Origin of the sequence: Synechococcus sp. CS-1329, assembly GCF_025128055.1 — a bacterium.
Taxonomy (GTDB): domain Bacteria; phylum Cyanobacteriota; class Cyanobacteriia; order PCC-6307; family Cyanobiaceae; genus Regnicoccus_A.
This window is the reverse complement of record NZ_JAHLYS010000022.1, coordinates 1-20,691: the sequence shown is the minus strand read 5'-3', so window position 1 is coordinate 20,691 and position 20,691 is coordinate 1. Positions and strand designations below refer to the sequence as shown.

At 66.3% G+C, this 20,691-nt stretch carries 22 protein-coding genes; 11 read left to right on the top strand and 11 right to left on the bottom strand.

All coding sequences use genetic code 11. The annotated features are described in order from the left end of the window. Positions 1 to 2 precede the first annotated feature (2 nt). The 6 genes from folE to KQ304_RS04095 all read right to left on the bottom strand — a co-directional run bounded on the left by folE (position 3) and on the right by KQ304_RS04095 (position 5,234). Positions 3 to 746, bottom strand: a complete 744-nt coding sequence (gene folE, locus KQ304_RS04120; RefSeq protein ID WP_259735850.1) for a GTP cyclohydrolase I — start codon at positions 744 to 746, stop codon at positions 3 to 5. Positions 747 to 753: 7 nt separating this feature from the next. Next, complete coding sequence (locus tag KQ304_RS04115) at positions 754 to 1,464, bottom strand: SDR family oxidoreductase (protein ID WP_259735849.1); 711 nt, start codon at positions 1,462 to 1,464, stop codon at positions 754 to 756. Between the two features lie 24 nt (positions 1,465 to 1,488). Beyond that, the gene (locus KQ304_RS04110; RefSeq protein ID WP_259735848.1) at positions 1,489 to 2,478 is read right to left on the bottom strand and encodes an acetyl-CoA carboxylase carboxyltransferase subunit alpha; all 990 of its coding nucleotides are present in this window, start codon (positions 2,476 to 2,478) and stop codon (positions 1,489 to 1,491) included. Between the two features lie 24 nt (positions 2,479 to 2,502). Next, positions 2,503 to 3,549 (bottom strand): long-chain acyl-[acyl-carrier-protein] reductase, encoded by a 1,047-nt coding sequence (locus tag KQ304_RS04105; protein ID WP_259735847.1) that lies wholly within the window; start codon positions 3,547 to 3,549, stop codon positions 2,503 to 2,505. A 70-nt stretch (positions 3,550 to 3,619) separates the two neighbouring features. After that, positions 3,620 to 4,381 carry an aldehyde oxygenase (deformylating) gene (locus tag KQ304_RS04100; RefSeq protein ID WP_259735846.1) on the bottom strand — a complete coding sequence of 254 codons (762 nt, stop codon included), beginning with the start codon at positions 4,379 to 4,381 and terminating at the stop codon, positions 3,620 to 3,622. Between the two features lie 58 nt (positions 4,382 to 4,439). Beyond that, positions 4,440 to 5,234, bottom strand: coding sequence for a creatininase family protein (locus KQ304_RS04095; protein WP_259735845.1), 795 nt, complete (start codon positions 5,232 to 5,234; stop codon positions 4,440 to 4,442). A gap of 52 nt (positions 5,235 to 5,286) precedes the next feature. On the opposite strand from KQ304_RS04095, the gene KQ304_RS04090 reads away from it, so the two are divergent. From KQ304_RS04090 to pgeF, 3 genes are read left to right on the top strand one after another with little or no spacing between them, the layout of a single operon-like run. Beyond that, positions 5,287 to 6,573: a S1 RNA-binding domain-containing protein gene (locus KQ304_RS04090; RefSeq protein WP_399228363.1), complete on the top strand. Its 1,287-nt coding sequence runs from the start codon at positions 5,287 to 5,289 to the stop codon at positions 6,571 to 6,573. After that, the gene (locus KQ304_RS04085; protein WP_259735844.1) at positions 6,570 to 7,469 is read left to right on the top strand and encodes a Tab2/Atab2 family RNA-binding protein; all 900 of its coding nucleotides are present in this window, start codon (positions 6,570 to 6,572) and stop codon (positions 7,467 to 7,469) included. Before KQ304_RS04090 ends, KQ304_RS04085 begins: the two co-directional genes overlap by 4 nt. Positions 7,470 to 7,481: 12 nt before the next feature. Next, entirely contained in the window at positions 7,482 to 8,294 is an 813-nt protein-coding gene (gene pgeF, locus KQ304_RS04080) for a peptidoglycan editing factor PgeF (RefSeq protein ID WP_259735843.1), read from the top strand. Here pgeF and KQ304_RS04075 read toward each other — a convergent pair. Beyond that, positions 8,254 to 9,930, bottom strand: coding sequence for an NAD(P)/FAD-dependent oxidoreductase (locus tag KQ304_RS04075; protein WP_259735842.1), 1,677 nt, complete (start codon positions 9,928 to 9,930; stop codon positions 8,254 to 8,256). The two genes, pgeF and KQ304_RS04075, sit on opposite strands and share 41 nt — an antisense overlap. A gap of 122 nt (positions 9,931 to 10,052) precedes the next feature. Here KQ304_RS04075 and KQ304_RS04070 point away from each other — a divergent pair, with 122 nt between their 5' ends. The 4 genes from KQ304_RS04070 (at position 10,053) to KQ304_RS04055 (ending at position 12,840) form a co-directional block, all read left to right on the top strand. Further along, positions 10,053 to 10,187: a hypothetical protein gene (locus tag KQ304_RS04070; protein WP_259735841.1), complete on the top strand. Its 135-nt coding sequence runs from the start codon at positions 10,053 to 10,055 to the stop codon at positions 10,185 to 10,187. A gap of 36 nt (positions 10,188 to 10,223) precedes the next feature. Further along, complete coding sequence (locus KQ304_RS04065) at positions 10,224 to 10,964, top strand: MBL fold metallo-hydrolase (RefSeq protein ID WP_259735840.1); 741 nt, start codon at positions 10,224 to 10,226, stop codon at positions 10,962 to 10,964. 177 nt (positions 10,965 to 11,141) lie between these two features. Further along, entirely contained in the window at positions 11,142 to 12,563 is a 1,422-nt protein-coding gene (gorA, locus tag KQ304_RS04060) for a glutathione-disulfide reductase (protein WP_399228357.1), read from the top strand. Between the two features lie 130 nt (positions 12,564 to 12,693). Continuing rightward, the gene (locus KQ304_RS04055; protein ID WP_259735839.1) at positions 12,694 to 12,840 is read left to right on the top strand and encodes a hypothetical protein; all 147 of its coding nucleotides are present in this window, start codon (positions 12,694 to 12,696) and stop codon (positions 12,838 to 12,840) included. 51 nt (positions 12,841 to 12,891) lie between these two features. On the opposite strand, the gene KQ304_RS04050 is transcribed toward KQ304_RS04055, so the two are convergent. Beyond that, on the bottom strand, positions 12,892 to 13,479 hold the full coding sequence (locus KQ304_RS04050) for a ferritin (protein ID WP_259735838.1): 588 nt from the start codon (positions 13,477 to 13,479) through the stop codon (positions 12,892 to 12,894). Positions 13,480 to 13,639: 160 nt separating this feature from the next. Between KQ304_RS04050 and KQ304_RS04045 the strand changes: the two genes are divergently transcribed. Together KQ304_RS04045 and KQ304_RS04040 are read left to right on the top strand one after the other, a co-directional pair. Then, a complete protein-coding gene (locus tag KQ304_RS04045) occupies positions 13,640 to 13,912 on the top strand; it encodes a hypothetical protein (protein WP_259735837.1) in 273 nt (90 codons plus the stop codon). Positions 13,913 to 14,004: 92 nt separating this feature from the next. Beyond that, complete coding sequence (locus KQ304_RS04040) at positions 14,005 to 15,306, top strand: FAD/NAD(P)-binding oxidoreductase (RefSeq protein ID WP_259735836.1); 1,302 nt, start codon at positions 14,005 to 14,007, stop codon at positions 15,304 to 15,306. Here the strand turns inward: KQ304_RS04040 and KQ304_RS04035 are convergent, their stop codons facing one another. Continuing rightward, positions 15,307 to 16,137 (bottom strand): lysophospholipid acyltransferase family protein, encoded by an 831-nt coding sequence (locus tag KQ304_RS04035; protein ID WP_259735835.1) that lies wholly within the window; start codon positions 16,135 to 16,137, stop codon positions 15,307 to 15,309. A gap of 96 nt (positions 16,138 to 16,233) precedes the next feature. On the opposite strand from KQ304_RS04035, the gene KQ304_RS04030 reads away from it, so the two are divergent. Then, positions 16,234 to 16,617 (top strand): hypothetical protein, encoded by a 384-nt coding sequence (locus KQ304_RS04030; protein ID WP_259735834.1) that lies wholly within the window; start codon positions 16,234 to 16,236, stop codon positions 16,615 to 16,617. Here the strand turns inward: KQ304_RS04030 and cysK are convergent. Further along, complete coding sequence (gene cysK / locus KQ304_RS04025; RefSeq protein ID WP_259735833.1) at positions 16,551 to 17,537, bottom strand: cysteine synthase A; 987 nt, start codon at positions 17,535 to 17,537, stop codon at positions 16,551 to 16,553. The genes KQ304_RS04030 and cysK overlap by 67 nt on opposite strands. 48 nt (positions 17,538 to 17,585) lie before the next feature. Further along, positions 17,586 to 18,668, bottom strand: coding sequence for a calcium/sodium antiporter (locus tag KQ304_RS04020; RefSeq protein ID WP_259735832.1), 1,083 nt, complete (start codon positions 18,666 to 18,668; stop codon positions 17,586 to 17,588). 220 nt (positions 18,669 to 18,888) lie between these two features. Between KQ304_RS04020 and KQ304_RS04015 the strand changes: the two genes are divergently transcribed. Beyond that, positions 18,889 to 20,556, top strand: a complete 1,668-nt coding sequence (locus tag KQ304_RS04015; protein WP_259735831.1) for a SulP family inorganic anion transporter — start codon at positions 18,889 to 18,891, stop codon at positions 20,554 to 20,556. The last annotated feature ends 135 nt before the right edge of the window (positions 20,557 to 20,691 follow it).

Genomic DNA, 20,691 nt, shown 5'->3' with positions numbered 1-20,691 from the left:
ACTCAGGTGCTGAGGACGGCCTGCTGCTGCTTCACCAGCTCAAAGAACTCATGCTTGAGGCTGGGGTCGTGGCGGAAGTCGCCCCGGACTACAGAGTTGACCATGCTGGTCTGAGGTTCTTTGACCCCGCGCCACTTCATGCAGTAGTGCTGTGCTTTGACCAGGATTGCCAGACCCTGGGGCTTGCAGAGCCGCTCAATTTCATCGGCGAGGATCATCACGGCCTCTTCCTGGATGTGCGGACGGGAGAAGACCCAATCAGCCACCCGAGCGAATTTGGAGAGGCCGATCACGCGATCGCCGGGCTTGATCCCGATCCAGCAGTTGCCCAGGATCGGCACCAAATGGTGGGAGCAGGCCGAGCGAATGCTGATCGGCCCCACCGTGTAGATCTCGTCCAGATGCTTGACGTTGGGGAAGCTGGCGATCTTCGGCTGCTTGTGATAGCGACCCTTGAAGACCTCGTGGAGGTACATCCGAGCGACGCGCTCGGCGGTTTCTTCGGTGTTGTGATCGTTATCGATATCGATGACGAGGCTGCGCAGCATCTCCCGCACTTTCCCGGCCACCTCAACTTCCAACTGGTCGAGTTCTCCCTCGAGCAGGTGATCAGCAAGGTTGTCGTTGGCGAAGTAGGGAACGCCAGCCTGCATCAGTCGCTCGCGAATGCGCCCGCTGACAGGGCTTGGGGCCGCGTCGGGAGTGACCGACCTGGAGCTGGGGTTGGAGGGGATGGTGGATGTCATGAAAGACTCAGAAAGCGCCAGAGGCGGGCATGAGGGTCAGGTCCTCCACCACCTGGGACGGAGGCTGCTGAGCTAAGAACAGCAAGGCTTCCGCGGCTTGATCAACATCAAGCATGGCACGGCGATCGAAGGAACTGTGGACGGTTTCCGTCACCCACAGGGGGGTGTCAACCGCGCCGAGGGTGAGGGTGGAGACGCGAATGCCATGGCTGCGTTCCTCAGCGGCCAGGCAGCGGCTGAACGACTCCAAGGCCGCTTTGGTGGTGCAGTAGGCCCCCCATTCGGGGAAGGCATTCCGGGCGGCGTGGCTGCTGACGTTGATGATCAGGCTGGAGTCCTGTTGCCGTAATCCAGGCAGCACCGCCTGACAGACCTGGAAGACACTGGTGAGGTTGAGTTGAAGCAACCATTGCCATGAGTTGAGCTCCATGGTGGCCAGGGCACCGGTGTAAGCGGCTCCGGCGTTGTTGATCACCACGGAGGGCTGCAATCCACGGCCCAACAGTTCACTCAACTGGGCTGGAAGGCTCTGGGGATCGGTGAGATCCGCCACCACCCATTCCACTTGTCTGCCGCCGGCCCGCAGGGGAGCTGCAACAGCCTCCAGATCAGCTCCGGTGCGTGCCAGGAGCAGAAGGTCCCAGCCAGCAGCCGCAAAACGGCTGGCGGCGGCGGCTCCTAGGCCCCTGGAGGCACCGGTGATGAATACAGAAGGCAAACTGATCGCGTCTCGATACGAACCTTAAGGGTTGGCCACAGATTCTGTGGCCTCTGGATCGAGAATTCGCCCCATGCGCCGGAACTTGGCATAACGCTGCTCCAGCAGGTCGGCTTCACTGAGCTGGCCCAGGTCCTGCAGGTTCTGCACCAGGGCGGCGCGCAGGGTTTCGGCGGCCTGGAGCGGCGCCCAGTGGTTCCCGCCGGAGGGCTCGCTCAGCACTGCATCGATCACACCCAGTTGCAGCAGGTCGTTGGCGGTGATGCGCAGGGCAGCCGCAGCGGCCGGGGCCTTGGCCGCATCCCGCCAGAGAATGGAGGCGCAGGCTTCAGGACTGGCCACGGTGTAGACGCTGTGCTCGAACATCAGCAGGCGGTCGGCGACACCGATGCCGAGGGCACCGCCGGAGCCCCCTTCACCGATCACCGTGGCAATCACCGGGACCCGCAGGCGAAACATCTCGCGCAGGTTCACGGCAATCGCCTCACCCTGTCCCTGCTCTTCCGCGAGCACACCGGCGTAGGCACCGGGGGTGTCGATGAAGCAGAGGATGGGCAGGCGAAACCGATCGGCGTGCTCCATCAGCCTCAGGGCCTTGCGATACCCCCCCGGCGAGGCCATGCCGAAATTTCTGGCCACATTCTCCTTGGTGTCGCGGCCCTTCTGGTGGCCGATCAACACCACCCCCTGGTCACCGATGCGGCCGACGCCACCCACCAGGGCCTGGTCATCGGAGCTGCGGCGATCTCCATGCAGCTCAAACCATTCATCGGTGATCACCTGGATGTAATCCAGGGTGCTGGGGCGCTGGGGGTGGCGGGCCACCTGAATCTTCTGCGCCGGGGTGAGCGACTGGAAGATCTCCTCCCGCCGCCGGGCCGCCAGGGTTTCCAGCTGCAGCAGCTGCTGGCTGACATCCACTTCCGAATCCCTGGCCAGCTGGCGGATCTGATCGATCTGATCCTCCAGTTCCACCAGAGGCTTTTCGAATTCAAGCAGTGGGCGACGGGCCATGGTGAGGAAGGGAGGGTGGGTGGATCACACGGCCGCCAGCTGGGGCTGTGGCACCTGATTGAGGCCGATCGAGCGGAAGCCGTGGCGCAGGGAAGCGGCCCCGATCAACTCCATCTTGGCGAGGGTGATGTTGTTGCGACCCCAGCTGAAATTGGTGTGCAGGTCTTCAAACTCCAGCAGCATCGCTTCGGCGAAGCAGGCGAAGAGCTGGCGCTTTGGATTGTCCATCTCGGCCACTTCCATCATCTGCCAGCCGATGTCCTGCCAGAACTCAACGATGCCGCCCTTGATCACGTGCACACCGCCACCGGCCACCTTGGTGTCGAGATTCTTGGGGTAACCCCCATCAATCATCAGGCAGGGAGACCTGAGGCTGGCTGCATCGATGCTCAGGCCCTGGGGCAGGCTGGCCACCCAGACCACCACGTCGGCTTCAGGCAGGGCCTCCTCCAGGCTGAGGATGCGGCCGCCACCCAGCTCGGCCTGCAGATCCAGCAGCGGCTGGGGCTGGCGGGCCACCAACAGCAGCTCAGCCACGCCTGTCTTCTGGCTGAGCCAGCGGCAGACGGCGCTGCCGATGTCGCCGGTGGCTCCCACCACTGCCACCTTCGCCCTGCTCAGATCGATGCCGAGGGCCGGGGCATTGGTTTCAACCTGCTGGGCAATCACCCAGGCGGTGTGGGTGTTGCCGGTGGTGAAACGCTCCCACTCCAGGGCGGTGCTGCGGATCTGCTGGGCCTTCAGCAGGTTGAAATTCTCGAAGATGATCGAGGTGAAGCCACCCAGGGCGGTGATGTCGATCCCGCTCTTCTGGGCCAGCTCCATGGCGTTGAGTACTTTGCGCCGGGCTGTCTTGAAACGACTGAGCATCTCGGGCACGAACACCGAATCGATGTAGGCGCCCTCAATGGTTTTTCCGGTCAGACTGGTAACGCTGACCTGCTCCACCAGTTGCGGAGGAGCCACGCACCAGAGGTCAAGGTCGCCCTCGGCGTATTCGGGAAAGCCCAGCTCCAGAGCCTTGCTCCGAGCCTGCTCCAGGCTGGTTGAGTGACCAATCAGACCGAACATGCAGCTGGGGCGAGGCGGAATGGGCGCGGCCGGGGCCGACGACCCATCCTGCCATGGCTGAAGAGGCGACTCAGCCCAGCAGCGCGGCGGTGGCCATCCGGGCGATCTCCCGGGTGGTGAAACCGATGTCGGTGAGAGCCTCCTGATAGGAGGTCATGAAATCGGCCATCAGATCTTCCTGATCCATGTGCAGCACGGCGGCATCACCAGCCACCTGCTCCAGCATCTTGCGCACCAGCGGCAGGTTCACCCGGTTGGCCTGCTCCAGTTCGGCGCGGGAGGCCTCCAGGTTGGCTTTCAGCCATTCCTGGCCGTAATTCAGGTGCGTGTATTCATCTTTGACCACACCTTCGGTGATCTTGCGGGCGAAGGGATCGGCGACGGGGATATAGATGTGGTAAGCCGAGATGGCGAAAGCCTCGATCAAGATGGCCTGAATCAGCAGGCAGGTCACCACTTTCCCTTCGGCCAGGGCCGCCTGGAAGTTGCCGTGCAGGGGGGAGAAGAACTCCTTGGCGAAGTCCATGTCGGCAGTCACCGACAGGTTGTTGGCGCAGGCCGTGAATCCTTTCTTGTGCTTCAGCTCCATGCGGGCGAGCCGCGCCAGCTCTTCAGCCTGGTCGGGGATGAGGCTGCCGAGGGAGATGTAGTTGTCATGGGCTTCCTGCTCGCCCTCGATCACGATCGCGTTGATGCGGCTGTAAGCATCCTTGTAGGTGGAGCTGCTGAAATCAGGCAGCCCGACATCCTGCTCAGCGCTGTTGCCCACAGCAGTGGTGGCGGCAGCGGAAACGGCTGTGCTGGCGACGATGGTGGTCTCGAGGCTGGGCATGGGATTGCCGGCATGGGGATCAGTGTCGGTGACTGTAACCAGGCTGGCCGGAATTGGTTCAGGGGCCTGGCGGCCAGCTGCTCTTGAGCAGGTCCTCCAGCAGCGTCACCCAGCCATCCACCAGGGCTGTATGCAGGGCCTCGCCCAGGGCGGCATCGGCGCCCCTGGCATCTCCCACCACACCACTGGCGGAGAGATCGGCGGTCAGCCAGGCCGTGGGGACGGCCCCCTCCAGGCTCCAGCCCGCTGGCGGGGCTGGATCGGGTTGGCCTTCCCGGGGTCGCTGGGGTCCCACCAGCTCCGGGGCCAGATGCAGCATCAGGCTCGTTTCGGCCAGGGCCGCGTGCAGGCCCTCCCGGCGTTCCGGCTCGGGCAACAGTGCCGCCACCCCCGGCGGACCGCTCCAGAGGAAGCAGGGCATCACCGCCAGGCGGGGGTGGGCGGCCCGCAGCTGCCGCGCCGCCACCTGCAGCAGTGCGATCTGACCACCGTGGGCGTTGAAGAGCACCAGGCGCTGGAACCCGGCCCGGGCCAGGTCAGACCCCACGGCCATCACCACCTGCAGCAGCACCTCGGCCGGCAGGCTGAGGGTGCCGGGGAAGGCGCCGTGCTCGGGGGAAAAGCCCAGCTGGAACAGCGGCAGCCGCCAGATCGGCAACTCCGCAGGCAATCGCTCCAGCACGGCCTGCAGCACCCGTTCGGCAAAAATCGCATCGGTGCCCAGGGGCAGATGCGGGCCGTGCTGCTCCACGGCCCCGAACGGCCAGATCACCGTGCTTCCCGGCTGGGACGCGGCCTCCTGGGCCGCCATCCAACTGAGCCCTTCAAGGGCATGCATGCCAGGTGCTTCCATCCGCTCCACGGGCTGATCCTTACAGTGTGCTGCTGTCAGATCACCCTGGGCCATGGCTGGATCGCAGCGTCCCGTTCCTCCTGTTGGCCCCCGCTCCAAGCCGGCGGCTCCCACCCGGGTGGAGCCACCCCTACGCAAGCCTCCGCAGCTGATGTACCTCAGTCGCAAGGAGGAGGAGGAGGGTTCCCAGACTTCCGCCGCTGATCAAAACGAAACAACGCTGAGCCTGGCCACTCCGGCTCCGGCAGCGACCAGGCCAGTTTCGGCTCCCCAGGCCGCTGCTGTGAGCCGCAGCGATGACGAGCGCTTCGAAACGGCCAGCCTGGAGGGCCTGACCATGGCTGACCTGATGGGGGCGGCCGATGGCCCCTCCCGCCAGGGTCGCTCCAGCCGCTCCGCCGGCAGCGCCCCTGCCGCCGCCTCCTCCTCGAGGCCGGCCCGCACCGTCGACGACTTCGACTTCGACGAGGAGGCCTTCCTCGCTGCGCTCGATGAGAATGAGCCGGTGGGGGCCACCGGTGACGTGGTCACCGGCACGGTGATCAGCGCCGAGAGCGATGGGGTGTACGTCGACATCGGCGGCAAGGCGCCGGGTTTCATGCCCAAGGCCGAGGCAGGCCTCGGGGTGATCGGCAACCTCAAGGAACGCTTCCCCAAGGGTCAGCCGGTGGAGGTACTGGTCACCCGCGAGCAGAACGCCGATGGCATGGTCACGATCAGCGCCCGGGCCCTGGCCCTGCGCCACAGCTGGGAGAGGGTGAAACAGCTGGAGGCCGATGGCAAGGTGGTGCAGGTCAAGGTGAGTGGCTTCAATCGCGGTGGCGTCACCTGCGATCTGGAGGGCCTCAGGGGATTCATTCCCCGCTCCCAGCTCCAGAACGGCGAGAATCACGAGCAGCTGGTGGGCACCTCCTTTGCTGTGGCCTTCCTGGAGGTCAATGTCGACACGCGCAAGCTGGTGCTCTCCGAGAAACGGGCCGCCAGTGCCTCCCTGCTGGCGCAGCTGGAGGTGGGTCAGCTGGTCGACGGTCAGGTGGTCTCGGTCAAGCCCTACGGCTTCTTTGTGGACCTGGGCGGGGTGAGCGGTCTGCTGCACCAGTCGTCGATCACCGGTGTTCATCTGCGGGACATCCGCCAGGCCTTCACTCAGGGGGAGCGACTCAGGGCCCTGGTCACCCAGATCGATCCCTCCCGTGGCCGGATCGCCCTCAACACCGCCCTGCTCGAGACCCAGCCCGGTGAGCTGCTCACGGCCAAGGAGACCGTGATGGCCGAGGCCGAGGATCGGGCCAACCGGGCTCGCCTGCTGCTGCGTCAACACGAGCAGGAGGCGGGATGAATCAGGCCGCTCCCACAGCCCCTGGCAGCCAGCTCAGCCTCGACTGGGAACTGGATTTCTTCTCCCGCCCGGTGCTCGATCCCGGCGGCAAGAAGCGCTGGGATCTGTTGATCACAGCCACCCCCGTCGCTGAGGGAAGCCTGTCCCGCTTCCGTTGGGTGAAGAACTGTCCGGCCAGCACGGTCAATTCGGTCTGGCTGCAAGGCGCCCTCAACGAGGCGCTGGCGGCGGCGGCGGAACAGGGCCTGGGGAGCCCACGGCGGCTGCGCTGCTGGCGGGCGACGATGCGCACCATGGTGCAGCGGGCTGCTGAAGCCATCGGCCTTGAGGTGGTTCCCAGCCGCCGCTGCTACGCCCTGGTCGAGTGGCTGAGTGAGCGGGAACGGGACGTGTACCCCGCCGAGGAGGGGTACATGACCGGCCCCCTGGCGCCACCGCCCCAGCCGATGCGCTCCCTGCCCCTGCCGCTGCCCGAGGCTGCCCGGGGCGATTCCTGGGACTGGGCCTCCCTGCCCCTCGGCGCCCTGCGGGAAGCCTCCGAGTGGGAGATCGGCTTTGAAGGGCTGTTCCCCCTCCCCGATGATCTGCCTGATGATCTGGTGGTGCCCGGTCTGCGCCTGTTCAGCCGCACCCGCTCCCTGGCGATCGCCGGGTGGATCGCCGGCCTTGAGCCGGCCCGTCTGGAGATGGAGGGCAGCAACCTGGTGCTCGAAGCGGGTCTGGAGGACCGCTGGCGGCTGGCGACCCTGGCCGAGACAGAGGCCAGCGAGGTGGCCGAAGCTTTCGCGGCCGCCCGCACGGCCGCCGCTGGTCTGCAGTTCATCGCCGTGCAGAGCGAGGCGCAAACCGAGCGCTTCGATGGCTTCTGGCTGATGCGCGACATGCCCGATTGCTGAGGACGCTGTCCCGTGGCTGAAGCCGTCGATCCGCCCTTCGATCGCCCTGATCAGGGTTTCAACGCCCTCGACGGCTGGACCTGGGTGGGGACCTATGGCGGCTACTTCCTCCAGTGCGATCGGCTCTCGGAGTTCGAGCACGGGTTTTTCACCCGCCAGTGGAGTGGGCGCGGTCCCCAGGAGCTGGCCGCTGCCCTCAGTGCCGGTGTCTCGGTGCACCGCACCCGTCAGATCCACAGTCCCCTCGTGCTGGCTGCCAGCGAAGCGGCCGTTGAACCCTGGCCGGAGGGTGATGGGCTGGTGAGCGATGGCGCCGGTCAGTCGCTGTGGGTGTGTGGTGCCGATTGCACTCCGGTGCTGATCGCCGATCGGGCCCGGGGCTCGGTGGCGGCCTGCCATGCCGGCTGGCGGGGAGTGGCGGGCCGCATCCTGCCGGCTGCAATCGAAGCGCTGGAGCGCTCAGGCAGCCAGCGCCGCGACCTGCTGGTGGCCCTCGGTCCTGCCGTGGGTGGTGAGGCCTATAAGGTGCAGTTGGATGTGGCCCTGCAGGTGGGCAACGCCTGCTGCGTTCCGGGGGAAGACCCTGCCCAGAGTCTGATGGCGGCCGGAGCCCTGAAGCCCGATGGTTCGCCCGGCTCCCCAGGGGATCGTTATCGCCTCGATATTCGCCAGGCCGCCCGTACCCAGCTGCTCAACGCCGGACTGGGGCCCGAGCAGCTCAGCCTCTGCCCTCTGTGCACGGTGGCGGAGCCGCTGCTGTTTCACTCCTGGCGCCGCGATCAGGTCAAGGCGGTGCAGTGGAGCGGGATTGTGGCCCAGGGCTGAGCAGGCTGCAGGCCACCGCCTCCGCCACCCGGATGCCATCGATGCCTGCCGAGAGGATGCCACCGGCATAGCCAGCTCCTTCTCCGGCCGGGTAAAGGCCACGGGTGTTCACGCTCTGCAGGTCAGGCCCCCGCGGGATCCGCACGGGTGAGGAGGTGCGTGTCTCGACGCCGGTGAGCAGGGCCTCGGCCATGGCGTAGCCGGGAATGCTGCGCTCGAAGGCCGGGATCGCCTCGCGCAGGGCCAGCACGGCGAACTCCGGCAGGCAGGCGCTCAGATCAGCCGGGGTGGTGCCGGGGGCGTAGGAGGGCTGGATCGAGCCCGGCGGTCGGCTCAGTCCCTGGCCCGAGAGAAAATCATCCAGCCGCTGGACGGGCGCCCGGTAGCTGCCACCGCCCAGGGCAAAGGCCTTGGCTTCCCAGTGGCGCTGGAAGGCCACGCCGGCGAGGGGATCATCCGGGCCCTGGCCGTAGGAGAGCAGGTCCTCCAGCTCCAGACCCACGACGATGCCGCTGTTGGCATTGCGCTCGTTGCGGGAGTGCTGGCTCATGCCGTTGGTGACCAGGTGGCCGGGCTCGGAGGCGGCGGCCACCACCAGGCCGCCGGGGCACATGCAGAAGCTGTAGACGCTGCGGCCATCGCCCAGGTGATGCACCAGCTTGTATTCCGCCGCCCCCAGCCGGGGATGGCCGGCGCAGGCCCCCCAGCGGGCCGCATCGATCAAGGACTGGGGATGCTCCAGCCGCACGCCGATCGAGAAGGGTTTGGGCTCCAGGCGCACCCCGTCGCGCTGCAGGCTCTCGAAGGTGTCGCGGGCGCTGTGGCCCACCGCCAGCACCACATGGCGGGCCGCCAGGCAGGAGCCATCGGCGAGCACCACGCCGCAGATCCTCTGCCCGTCAGGGTCGGCCTCGGTGTCCAGGCGCACCACCTCGCTGCGGAAGCGGATCTCCCCGCCGAGGGCTTCGATGCGGCTGCGCAGCCCCCGCACCACCGTGGCCAGCTTGAAGGTGCCGATGTGGGGGTGGTGCAGGGTGAGGATCTCGGGATTGGCCCCGCAGGCCACCAGCTCCTCCAGCACCTTGCGGCCCAGGTGGCGGGGGTCCCGCACCTGGCTGTAGAGCTTGCCGTCGGAGAAGGTGCCGGCTCCGCCCTCGCCGAATTGCACGTTGGAGTGGGGATCGAAAGGCCGCTGGCCCTTCCAGAAGCCGAAGGTGTCGGCCGTGCGCTCCTTGATCGGTTTGCCCCGCTCCAGCAGCAGGGGCCGCAGCCCCATCTGGGCGAGCACGAGTGCGGCGAAATAGCCACAGGGGCCGGCGCCGATCACGATCGGGCGCTCCGGTCGCCGCACCGCTCCGGGCTCCAGTTGGGCCACGAAGCGATAGGTGGTGTCGGGGGATGGCCGCAGGTGGGGGTCCCGGCGCCAGCGCTGCAGCAGTCCCTTGGGATCGGCCACGTCAAGATCGAGGCTGTAGCTGAAGCGGATGGCGTCCTTGTGACGGGCATCAACGCTGCGCCTCACCAGCTTCAGGCCCCGCAGAGCCTGGGGCGGAAGCGCGAGCCGCTTCAGCACCGCCTGGCGCAGCTCGTCGTCGGTGTGGTCGAGGGGGAGCTTGAGTTCGCTCAGCCGCAGCACGGAGCCTGCCTGGTCCCTGGTGGGAGTGTCACTTCTGCCTGCATTCCAGCAGCCCGCCCCCACAGGTGCCTCAGGACTGTCAGGCTGGAGCCACGAACCATCTGTCTGAGTGATCGTTGTCCATGGGTCTTGCCCACTGCCCGCTCTGCGTTGCTCTGGCTGTGGTCAGCCTGGTCCGGGCCGGCTCGATGGGGTTGCTGCTCTGGCGGCTCTGCAGCAGCGAAAGCCAGCCACGGCTCCGTCTCAACACGGCCTAGGGTCTGGCCTCACAGCCGGTTTTGAGCCCACAAGCCATGGCATTGCAAGCCACCTATTTCGGCGCCAATGGCTGGCTGCTTGATTTCGGCGGCTGCCGCGTTCTGCTCGATCCCTGGCTGAGCGGCCCCCTGGAGTTCCCTCCTGGCCCCTGGTTCTTTCGCGCCGAGCTGAACCAGCCCTGGCCGGTGCCCGAGGGGCTCGATCTGCTCCTGCTCACCCAGGGACTTCCCGACCATTGCCATCCAGCCACGCTGGCGCTGCTGGACCCCAGCTTGCCGGTGCTGGGTTCAGCGGGGGCGGCCAGCAAGGCCCGTGACCTGGGCTTTGAAACTGTGCACAGCCTTGCCCCTGGCGAGCGCTTTGAGCACGGCGACCTGATCATCAGTGCCAGTGCAGGCGCTCCGGTGCCCCAGGTGGAGAATGCCTATCTGCTCAGGCATCCTGCCGGCAGCCTCTATGTGGAACCCCATGGCTTTCTCTGCCCTGAGCTGCCGGCTCAGCCGGTGGATGCGGTGATCACTCCGGTGCTGGATCTGGGCCTGCCGCTGGTGGGGGCCTTCGTCAAGGGGAGACAGGTGCTGCCCCAGTTGCTGGAACGTTTCCAGCCTGCGGTGGTGCTGGCCAGCACCAGCGGTGGGGATGTGAGCTACGCGGGGGCTCTGACCCGCATCCTCTGGCAAAAGGGCAGCCTCGAGGAGGCGGGCAGAGTCGCCGCGGCTGGTTCCCGTCTGATTGATCCGGTGCCTGGGGTCAGCTACGAGCTGTTGGCAGCCTGAGGCGCTCTGCGCTGTCGAGAACGGCCGCCAGACCTCCCGGAGTGACAGCCCTTTCGTGCAGCTGTTGTGCTCAGAGCAGGGGCTGGCCCTCCAGGCTGACCAGCATCGTTTCATTGGCTGCCGATGCGCGCACGGCAACCGATCGATCATCCTGAGGACAGTGCAGCAGCTTCCGCCTTGACCACCAGCGCCGATCCAGCCCGCAGCTCTGCGGTCCTCTCCGTCGCTGATCACGACCGCTTCGACCTGGTGGTGATCGGCGCAGGCTCCGGGGGACTGGCCGCCGCCAAGCGCGCCGCCAGCCATGGGGCCAGGGTCGCTGTGGTGGAAGGGGACCGGGTGGGGGGCACCTGTGTGATCCGCGGTTGCGTGCCCAAGAAACTGCTGGTGTACGGCTCGGCCTACCGGCACCTGCTGGCCGATGCGGCCAGCTACGGCTGGAGCGTGGGCCAGCACCACTGCGACCCCTCACAGCTGCTGGCGGCGGTGCGGGCTGAGGTGGATCGTCTCAATGGACTGCACATCGGTTTCCTCGAGCGGGCCGGGGTGGAACTGGTGAGGGGCTGGGGCCGCTTTCTGGATGCCCATCACCTGGAGGTGGGCGGGGGGCCAGGCCAAGCGGATGGTCACCGGCGTCTGCTGCGCGGTGAGCGTCTGTTGATCAGCGTGGGGGGGCGCCCGCATCGTCCCTCGATTCCCGGTGCGGAGCTGGGCTGGGTCAGCGATGACATGTTTCTGCTCGAACGCCTGCCCCAGCGGGTGCTGATCGTGGGCGGCGGCTTCATTGCCTGTGAATTCGCCTGCATCCTGCGCGGCCTGGGGGTGGAGGTGGATCAGTTCGTGCGCGGGGATCGCCTGCTGCGGGGCTTTGACCGGGAACTGAGTGCGGCGGTGCATGAGGGCATGGAGGCCGACGGCATCACCCTCCACTTCGCCCAGACCCTCACTGCCATCGCCGGTGAGGCCGGCCAACTCACCGCCACCACCTGCCAGGGCCGCCAGGAGCCCTGCGGCGGAGTGCTGCTGGCCACGGGCCGCCAGCCCTTCCTGGGCGGCCTCGATCCGGCGGCGGCGGGCGTGGCGGTGGAGGACGGCCGCATCCCGGTGGATGCCGACCAATGCACCAATGTTCCCCACATCTTCGCTGTGGGGGATGTCACCGACCGCATCAACCTCACCCCGGTGGCGGTGGATGAGGGCCGGGCCTTTGCCGACAGCGTCTACGGCGGGCGACCCCGCCAGGTGGATCACGATCTGGTGGCCAGTGCCGTGTTCAGCCAGCCGGAGCTGGCCACAGTGGGCCTGAGCGAGGAGGAGGCCGTGGCTCGCCTCGGTGCTGAGGGGGTGCGCCTCTACCGGGCCCGTTTTCGCTCCATGGCCCAGGCCCTGCCTCAGCGCTGCCCCCGCTGCCTGCTGAAGCTGGTGGTGGAGGTGAACTCAGGCCGGGTGCTGGGTTGCCACATGGTGGGCGAGCACGCAGCTGAGATCATTCAGATGGCAGCGATCGCCATCGGCATGGGGGCCACCAAGGCCGACTTCGATCGCACCATGGCCCTCCATCCCACCGTGGCGGAAGAGTTCGTGACAATGCCCGATTGAGGGACCACCAGCGTCAACCGCGCGGAACCTGGGTAACATTGGTCACATCAACTGGTCTCTCCTGCACGCCCAGAACCCCGGCAGGAGGCGCTTGGATGGTCTCAGGATTTTTCACCCTTCCAACAATTCTGTGAACGACACCTTCCCCTCGATCGAACCCTCCCTTGAGCGGGTCACCTGCCCGGTGATGACGACGGCCAAGTCGAAGGGAAAAGGCTGCAAAGCCAAGAAGTGCTCCAACTGGAAGGGAGGGCGCTGCCGCTGCGGCCGCGACTGACCTCCCCCTTCTCATCGAAGCGAGACCGGAACAGCCGGTCTCGCTTCAGCTTCACCCTGCCGCCGGCGTTGCTGCGGCGCTCAGGGATTGGTCAAGAATCATCAAGGCGCCGAAGTCGGGGCCGCAGTGACGCACCTGGGCCAGCAGATGGGCCACTTCACTCTCGGCGTCCACCTGGCTCTTGATCATGGGATCGAGAAAGATGGAACTGCGGTAATCGCCACAGCGCTCCGCCAGGCTGTAGAGCTGCTGCAACGACGTGGTGACCTCGGCCTCCATCTCGAAGGCGGACATCAGCACATCCTCCACATGGGTCCAGGTCTGCCGGGGCTGGGGCAGGGCCGAGAGCTCCACCGGCTGGGAGCGGGCCACCAGGTAATCCACGAAAAGGCGAGCATGGGCTCGTTCCCCATCGGACTCAGCCGTGGCGAAGGCGGCGAATCCATTCAGTTCCCGCTGGGTGAACCACACCGCCAGGGAGAGGTAGGTGTAGCTGGCCATCAGCTCCATCTGCAGGTGGTTGCAGAGGCCCTGGTGCAGTTCAGCCTCCATCTCCTGGGCCACTGGCCGCCGCGGCAGCAGCGGGGCTGCGTTCAGACTGGTGGCGCTGGTCGGATTGCTGATCACCATGGGGCTCATCACGTTGGCTTCAGCCTACAAAGGCAGCTGTGTTTTCTGAACGGGCACCAGTGGCCCCAGACCCCCTCCCAGCGCCGCCACCGAGACCCCGTAGGCTCTCTGCCATCGCGTCGTGATGCTGTTCCAGCACATGTCTGAGAACTGCTGCTCCACTGGCCGCATGCCAACGGATCTGACTTCCCTCACCCGCCTGTGCTGGTGCCTTGGGGTGCGCAGCCGCCAAGGGCTCCAGGCCCTCAGGAGTTGCTCCAACCCTCAGCTGAGGGCCAGGCTGGAGCACGATCTGCTGCATCTGCGTCTGCAGGCCGACAGCATCAGCCGCCATGTCGAAACGATGGCGGAACCGCTGGATCCGCTCCACTGGCAGGTGGAGTTGCTGCGTGAGCTGATCCACCGCAATCAGCGCCTGTTCGGTGTTTCGGCGATCAGCTGAGTTCCTGGCCAACCAAGGCCGTGGGAGGACGCCCACAGCCATTGTCGATGGGCCCCGGCGGGCCCTAGACAGGACAGGTGCGATCAGATGTCATGAGTTCCTCGAGCCCGGCGCAGCACCACCAGATCCTGATCGTCGGCGGCGGCGCAGCGGGGATCACGGTGGCCAGCCAGTTGCTGCTGGCCCGCAGCGGCCTTGACGTGGCCATTCTGGAGCCCAGCAGCGATCACTACTACCAACCCGGCTGGACCCTGGTGGGTGGTGGGGTGATGACAAAGGAGCAGACCCGCCGCGATGAGGCAGATCTGATTCCTGCCGGCTGCACCTGGATCCGCGCCGCCGCGGCTTCGTTTGAGCCGGAGGCCAACCGGGTGATCACCAGCACCGGCGAGGCCATCAGCTACGACACCCTGGTGGTGGCCACCGGCCTACAGCTGCGCTGGGAGCGGGTGAAGGGGCTCGAGAAAGCCCTCGGCCGCCATGGGGTCACCAGCAACTACTCCAAGGAGCACCTCCCCTACACCTGGGAGACGATCCGAGGGTTCAAGGGCGGCACCGCGATCTTCACCTTCCCCGAAACGCCGATCAAGTGCGCTGGGGCCCCGCAGAAGATCATGTACATGGCCGACGACATCTTCAAGGCCACCAGCGGCGTGGGCGTGAACACCCAGGTGATCTTCGCCACCGCCGGTCCCGGCCTCTTCGGTGTTCCGGTCTATGCCCGGGTGCTGAAGAAGGTGGTGGAGCAGCGGGGCATTCAGGTGCTGCTGCGCCACAACCTCAGGGAGATCAGGGCCGAGGAGCAGGTGGCGGTTTTCGAGGTCAGTGATGCTGAGGGCAACACCTCCTGCAAGGAGATTCCCTTCTCGATGATCCATGCGGTGCCGCCGATGTCGGCGCCGGAGCTGATCGCCCAGAGCCCGCTGGCCACCAGCGCCCCCGGGGGTTGGGTGGAGGTCGACAAATACAGCACCCAGCACGTGCGTTATCCCAATGTCTTCTCCCTCGGAGATGTGTCGTCGCTGCCCACCTCCAAGACCGCCGGTGCGGTGCGGGGTGAGGCACCGGTGCTGGTGGCCAACCTGCTGGCCCAGCTGGATGGCAAGCCGCTGCAGGCCCGCTACGACGGCTACAGCGTCTGCCCGCTGATCACCGGCTACGACAGGGTGGTGATGGCTGAGTTCGACTACGACCTCCAGCCCGTGAGCTCGTTCCAGATCGACCCCACCCGCGAGCGCTGGAGCATGTGGCTGATGAAGACCAGGGGCCTGCCCTGGATCTACTGGAACCGGATGCTCAAGGGGCAACCCCACGAGAGCCGTTATCTCAAGCCCTTCAAGCCGCTGGCCAAGGCCCTCGGGTTGGCCTACAAGGGCGAAGCGGTCGCCGGCTGATCAGCGGCTGCTGCGGGCCAGCTCATCGAGCTGCTCCTGCATCTCCGCCACCACCCGGGCGTAGCAGCTCTGCACGTAGTCGCGGTCGCGGCTGGCGGCATGGCCGCTGCGCTCGAAGCGGATCGGCCGGCAGACACGGGTGTGGATTCGAGCCGGCAGGGGCAGGTTGGGCAGCGGGCCCACGCCCAGACCCCAGGGCAGGCCGAGATAGAGGGGAAACACCTCCGGGTCGATGCCGAACAGCCAGGGCAGGCCGCGCTCATGCCAGCGCTGCATCGGTTCGTAGCAGTCTTCGAGCACGATCAGGGTGTCGTGGCTGCCCCAGGAGATCAGCGGCACGATCGGCACGCCATGCCAGAGGGCCAGCCGGATGAAGCCGGTGCGCCCCCTGAACTGGATGCTCTGGCGCAGGCGATGCGGCCGGAAGGCATCCTGGCCGCCGCCGGGGAACACCAGCAGGCTGTCGCCCCGCTCCAGCACAGCCATGGCCCCCCTCGGGTAGTAGGGGATCGCTCCCGTCTGGGCTGCCAGGTGCGCCACCTGGGGAAACACCTGCCACACCTTGGGATGGGCCAGGCCATACACCCGCCGCTCCAGACCGATGCGCCGGAACCAATCGAGCATCAGCATCGGCAGATCAGGGCTGGCCAGCCCGCCGTTGTGGGATCCCACCAGCAGCATCTGACCTTCGCCTGGGATCTGCTCCCAGCCACTGGTGCTCACCCGAAAATAGTGGCGGTAGAGCCAGTCCCAGAGCGGCATCAGCCGCTGGATCACCCGCGGATCCCGCTCGGCCCCGGGTTCAGGGCCCGCGCTTGGGCCTAGTGTCATGGAAGTGGTTTTTTAAGCGTGACCAGACCTTAGGGGCAGTCAGTCGCGCTGCCGGAACCAGCTCTGGCGCGGCACCCAGAGCAGCCGTTGCTTGCCATGACCGTATCCATCGATCGCGCCCTGCGCCTGCGGACCCTGTGGCTGGCCTGGCTGCTCTGCATGCTCTTTCACGTGGATCCGGGCCTGATGCCCCTCTTCCACGGTCTCTCACCGGAGATCGAGAGCCATGTGGGCCGGGAGCAGCTGCCGCTGCTGTTCAGCGGAATGCTGATCGACTTCCTGGTGCCGGTGGCGGCCTTGGTGTTGCTGGCCTACAGCGCCAGTGATCCCCAGCGCTGGCAGGGCTGGCGGCGGCTGCATTTCTGGCTGATCGGGCTGCTGATCAACTGGGAGGCCTGGCGCTGGTGGCGCGACTACCGCTCGACCGGGGCCAGGCCGGCGGCATCAAAGACCCCCTCGAACAGCACCGAGCTGAGGTAACGCTCTCCGGAGTCGGGCAGGACCACCACGATCGTCTTGCCGGCGAAGGCCTCCTCGGCCGCCAGCCTCAGGGCGGCCACGGTGGCGGCCCCGCAGGAGATGCCCGCCAGGATTCCCTCCTCACGCATCAGCCGCCTGGCCATGGCCACGGCCTCCTGGTCGCTCACGGCTTCCACCCGGTCGACGAGGGCGAGATCGAGGTTCTGGGGTACGAATCCGGCACCGATCCCCTGGATCTTGTGGGGCCCTGGCTGGGGCGGCTCACCGGCCCTGGCCTGGGCGATCACCGGGCTGTTCAGCGGCTCCACCGCCACCGAGACCAGCGCCTGGCCCCGGGTGGTCTTGAAGTAACGGCTGACCCCGCTGATGGTGCCGCCGGTGCCCACCCCAGCCACCAGCACATCCACCTGGCCATCGGTGTCATCCCAGATTTCCGGGCCGGTGGTGTCGTGGTGGATCTGGGGGTTGGCCGGGTTGGCGAACTGCTGCAGCAGCACGTAGCGCTCGGGATCGGAGGCGGCGATCTCATGGGCCCGGCCCACGGCACCGGTCATGCCGAGTTTGCTTTCGGTGAGCTCCAGCCTGGCTCCATAGGCGGTGAGCAGCTTGCGCCGCTCCAGGCTCATCGACTCCGGCATCGTCAGGGTGAGGGGGATCCCCCTGGAGGCGGCCACGAAGGCCAGGGCGATGCCGGTGTTGCCGCTGGTGGGCTCGATCAGCTCCTTGCCAGGACCGAGCAATCCATCCTTCTCGGCCTGCCAGATCATGGCGGCGCCGATCCGGCACTTGACTGAATAGGCGGGGTTGCGGCCTTCGATTTTGGCCAGAACGGTGGCGCGGCTGTCACCGACCACCCGGTTCAGCTTCACCAGGGGGGTGCGGCCGATGCTCAGGCTGCTGTCAGCAAAAATCGACGCCATCAACGACTCAGGACTTTCGGGCACCCTCGCACCCTCAGGCGGTGAAGATCAATTGCCCGCCCTGGCCTGAACGGTGGTCTGTCGCCAGTGCCGCCAGACCTGCACGGCCAGCAGCAGCACCAGGGCGGGAATGACCACCAGCAGGCTGAAGCTGCGCAGGGGTGAGGCCAGGGCTGGAATGGTGAGGGGAAGAATCTGCTCCACCAGGTAGAGCCCGTAGAGGCCCACAAGCAGTACCCCCTCTCTCCGGGAAATCACCCCGCCTGTCCAGAAGATGGGAAGCAGGGCCAGCGTGGTGGCCACCATGATCGGCAGATCGCGTTGGATCATGGCCGGGTCGACATTCAGACCGCGGGATCCTGAGATGAAGGCACAGCCTCCCAGGATCAACAACTGGTTGAGCAGGTTGCTGCCCACCACGTTGCCGATGGCCAGATCAGCCTTGCCCTTCAGGGCCGCCATGATCGAAGTGACCAGTTCAGGCATCGAGGTGCCGGCCGCCACGATCGTGAGGCCGATCAGGGTTTCACTCACCCCCAGGCTCATGGCGATGGCGGTAGCCCCCTTCACCAGGATCTGCGAGCCCCAGACCAGCAGGCCAAGGCCGGCCGCCAGCCTGATCAGGGCCGGTCCGTAGCCCCCTTCCGCGTCGGCTGGATCGATCTCGTCGCCGGTGGATTCACCTTCCTCGCGGGCCGTGCGGGTTTCCCAGACCGTGTTGATCACCACGGCGGTGAGCAGGGCCAGGCCGGCCTGCCAGGTCACCCGGCCTGCGGAAGCCATACCCCAGACGGCCATCGACACGGCCAGCAGCACCGGCACATCGCGGCGGATCAGGCGGCTGTGCACCCTCAACGGAAGGATCACGGCGCTGATGCCCAGCACCACGAGCACATTGAAGATGTTGCTGCCCACCACGTTGCCCACCGCCAGGTCATCGGCTCCCCTGAGCGTGGAGATCAGGCTGACGAACAGTTCGGGGGCGCTGGTACCCAGGGCCACCACGGTGAGACCGATCACGAGTTGGGGGACCCCCAGCAGCAAGGCCAGGGCCACCGATCCCTGGACGAACAGCTCGCCGCCTCCGAAGAGCAGGAGGATGCCCACCACCACCTCGATCACACTCAGCAAGGTGGGCTCCCCAGGGACTCCGATTCTGCCTTGTGATTGCAAGCCTGCCGAATCAGGCCCTGCCTGCGGGGGGCCCATGATCTTGGCCGGCAGCGCTGCTACCGGCTGGATCGATTGTCACAGCCTGGGCCTATTCGCCCTCAGGTCCTGATCTGAGACAGAACCCTCCCTTAAGGTTCGCCCCACCATTAGTAGGGATTGTGTGGCTGTAGCCCGCCCCATGAGCTGGTTGAACCAGATCAGTTCTCAGCACATCAAAGGTGATGTCTTCGGTGGTCTCACGGCGGCGGTGGTGGCCCTGCCCATGGCCCTCGCCTTTGGTGTGGCGTCCGGCGCCGGCGCGGTGTCGGGGCTGTGGGGCGCCGTGCTGGTGGGACTGTTCGCCGCCCTGTTCGGCGGCACCCCCACCCTGATCTCGGAGCCCACCGGACCGATGACGGTGGTGATGACGGCCGTGATCGCCAGCCTGACGGCGAAAGCCTCCACCCCTGAACAGGGCATGGCCATGGCCTTCACGGTGGTGATGATGGCCGGGGCGATGCAGATTCTGTTCGGCTATCTGAAGCTGGGCCGCTACATCACGATGATGCCCTACACGGTGATCTCGGGCTTCATGTCCGGCATCGGTTTCATCCTGATCATTCTTCAGTTCGGTCCCTTCCTCGGTCAGGCCATCCCCAGGGGCGGGGTGATGGGAACGCTCACGGCCCTGCCGCAACTGATCGCCGCCGCGAGGCTGCCGGAGGTGATATTGGCCGTGGTCACCGTGGCGGTCATTTGGTTCACGCCGGCCCAGGTGAAGCGCTTTGCCCCGCCCCAGCTGGTGGCCCTGGTGATCGGTACCGTGCTCTCGCTCACCCTGCTCAATGCCGATGCCGGCCCTGAGGTGGAGGGCATCCGCCGCATCGGCGAGATTCCGAGCGGATTTCCCCAGCTGGTGGTTCCCCACTTCGAGCCCGGCCTCTTCCAGCTGATGGTGGTTGATGCCCTGGTGCTGGGTCTGCTGGGTTGCATCGATGCCCTGCTCACCGCCGTGGTGGCGGACAGCATCACCCGCACGGAGCACAACTCCGACAAGGAGCTCATCGGCCAGGGACTGGGCAACATCATTTCCGGCCTGTTCGGTGGGATCGCCGGCGCCGGCGCCACCATGGGCACCGTGGTCAACATCCAGGCGGGAGCGCGATCGGCCCTCTCCGGGATCACACGAGCCCTGGTGCTGATGGTGGTGATTCTGGGGGCCTCGGGCCTGGCGGCCTCGATCCCGATGGCGGTGCTGGCCGGCATTGCCCTCAAGGTGGGCATCGACATCATCGACTGGAGCTTCCTGCTCCGCGCCCACCATGTTTCGATCAAAGGGGCGGTGATCATGTACGGCGTGATCCTGCTCACCGTGCTGGTGGATCTGATCGCGGCGGTGGGAGTGGGCATCTTCGTGGCCAATATCCTCACGATCGAGAAGATGAGCACCCTTGAGACCAAGTCGGTGAAGGCGATCAGCACCGCAGACGATGATCTCAACCTGCCGGAGAACGAAAAGGACCTGCTGGATCAAGGAGGAGGCAAGGTGCTGCTGTTTCAGTTGATTGGCCCGATGATCTTTGGCCTGGCCAAGACCATCTCCCGTGAGCACAATGCCATTCAGGAGTGTGAATCGATTGTGTTTGATCTCAGTGAGGTTTCTCACCTGGGGGTGACGGCGTCTCTGGCCCTGGAGAATGCCGTGAAAGAAGCTCTGGAGAAAGAGCGCAAGGTTTACGTGGTGGGCGCCCGCGGTGGCACTCTCAAGCGGCTCAGGAGCCTGAAGGTGTACAGCCTGCTGCCCCCTGAGCATGTGGAGATGAGCCGGGCGCAAGCCCTGGCAGATGCGGTGGGCTCGCGGGCTTAGGAGTTTGCTGAAAAACGAGCCCACGAGCCAGTTTTCCACAGGCATCAGTGGATTTCCGGCTCAAAAAGTCGGATCGGCGGCTATCAGAGCCGCAAACTGCCCGATTTCGGCATCGTTGGCCTCTCTGCAAGACAT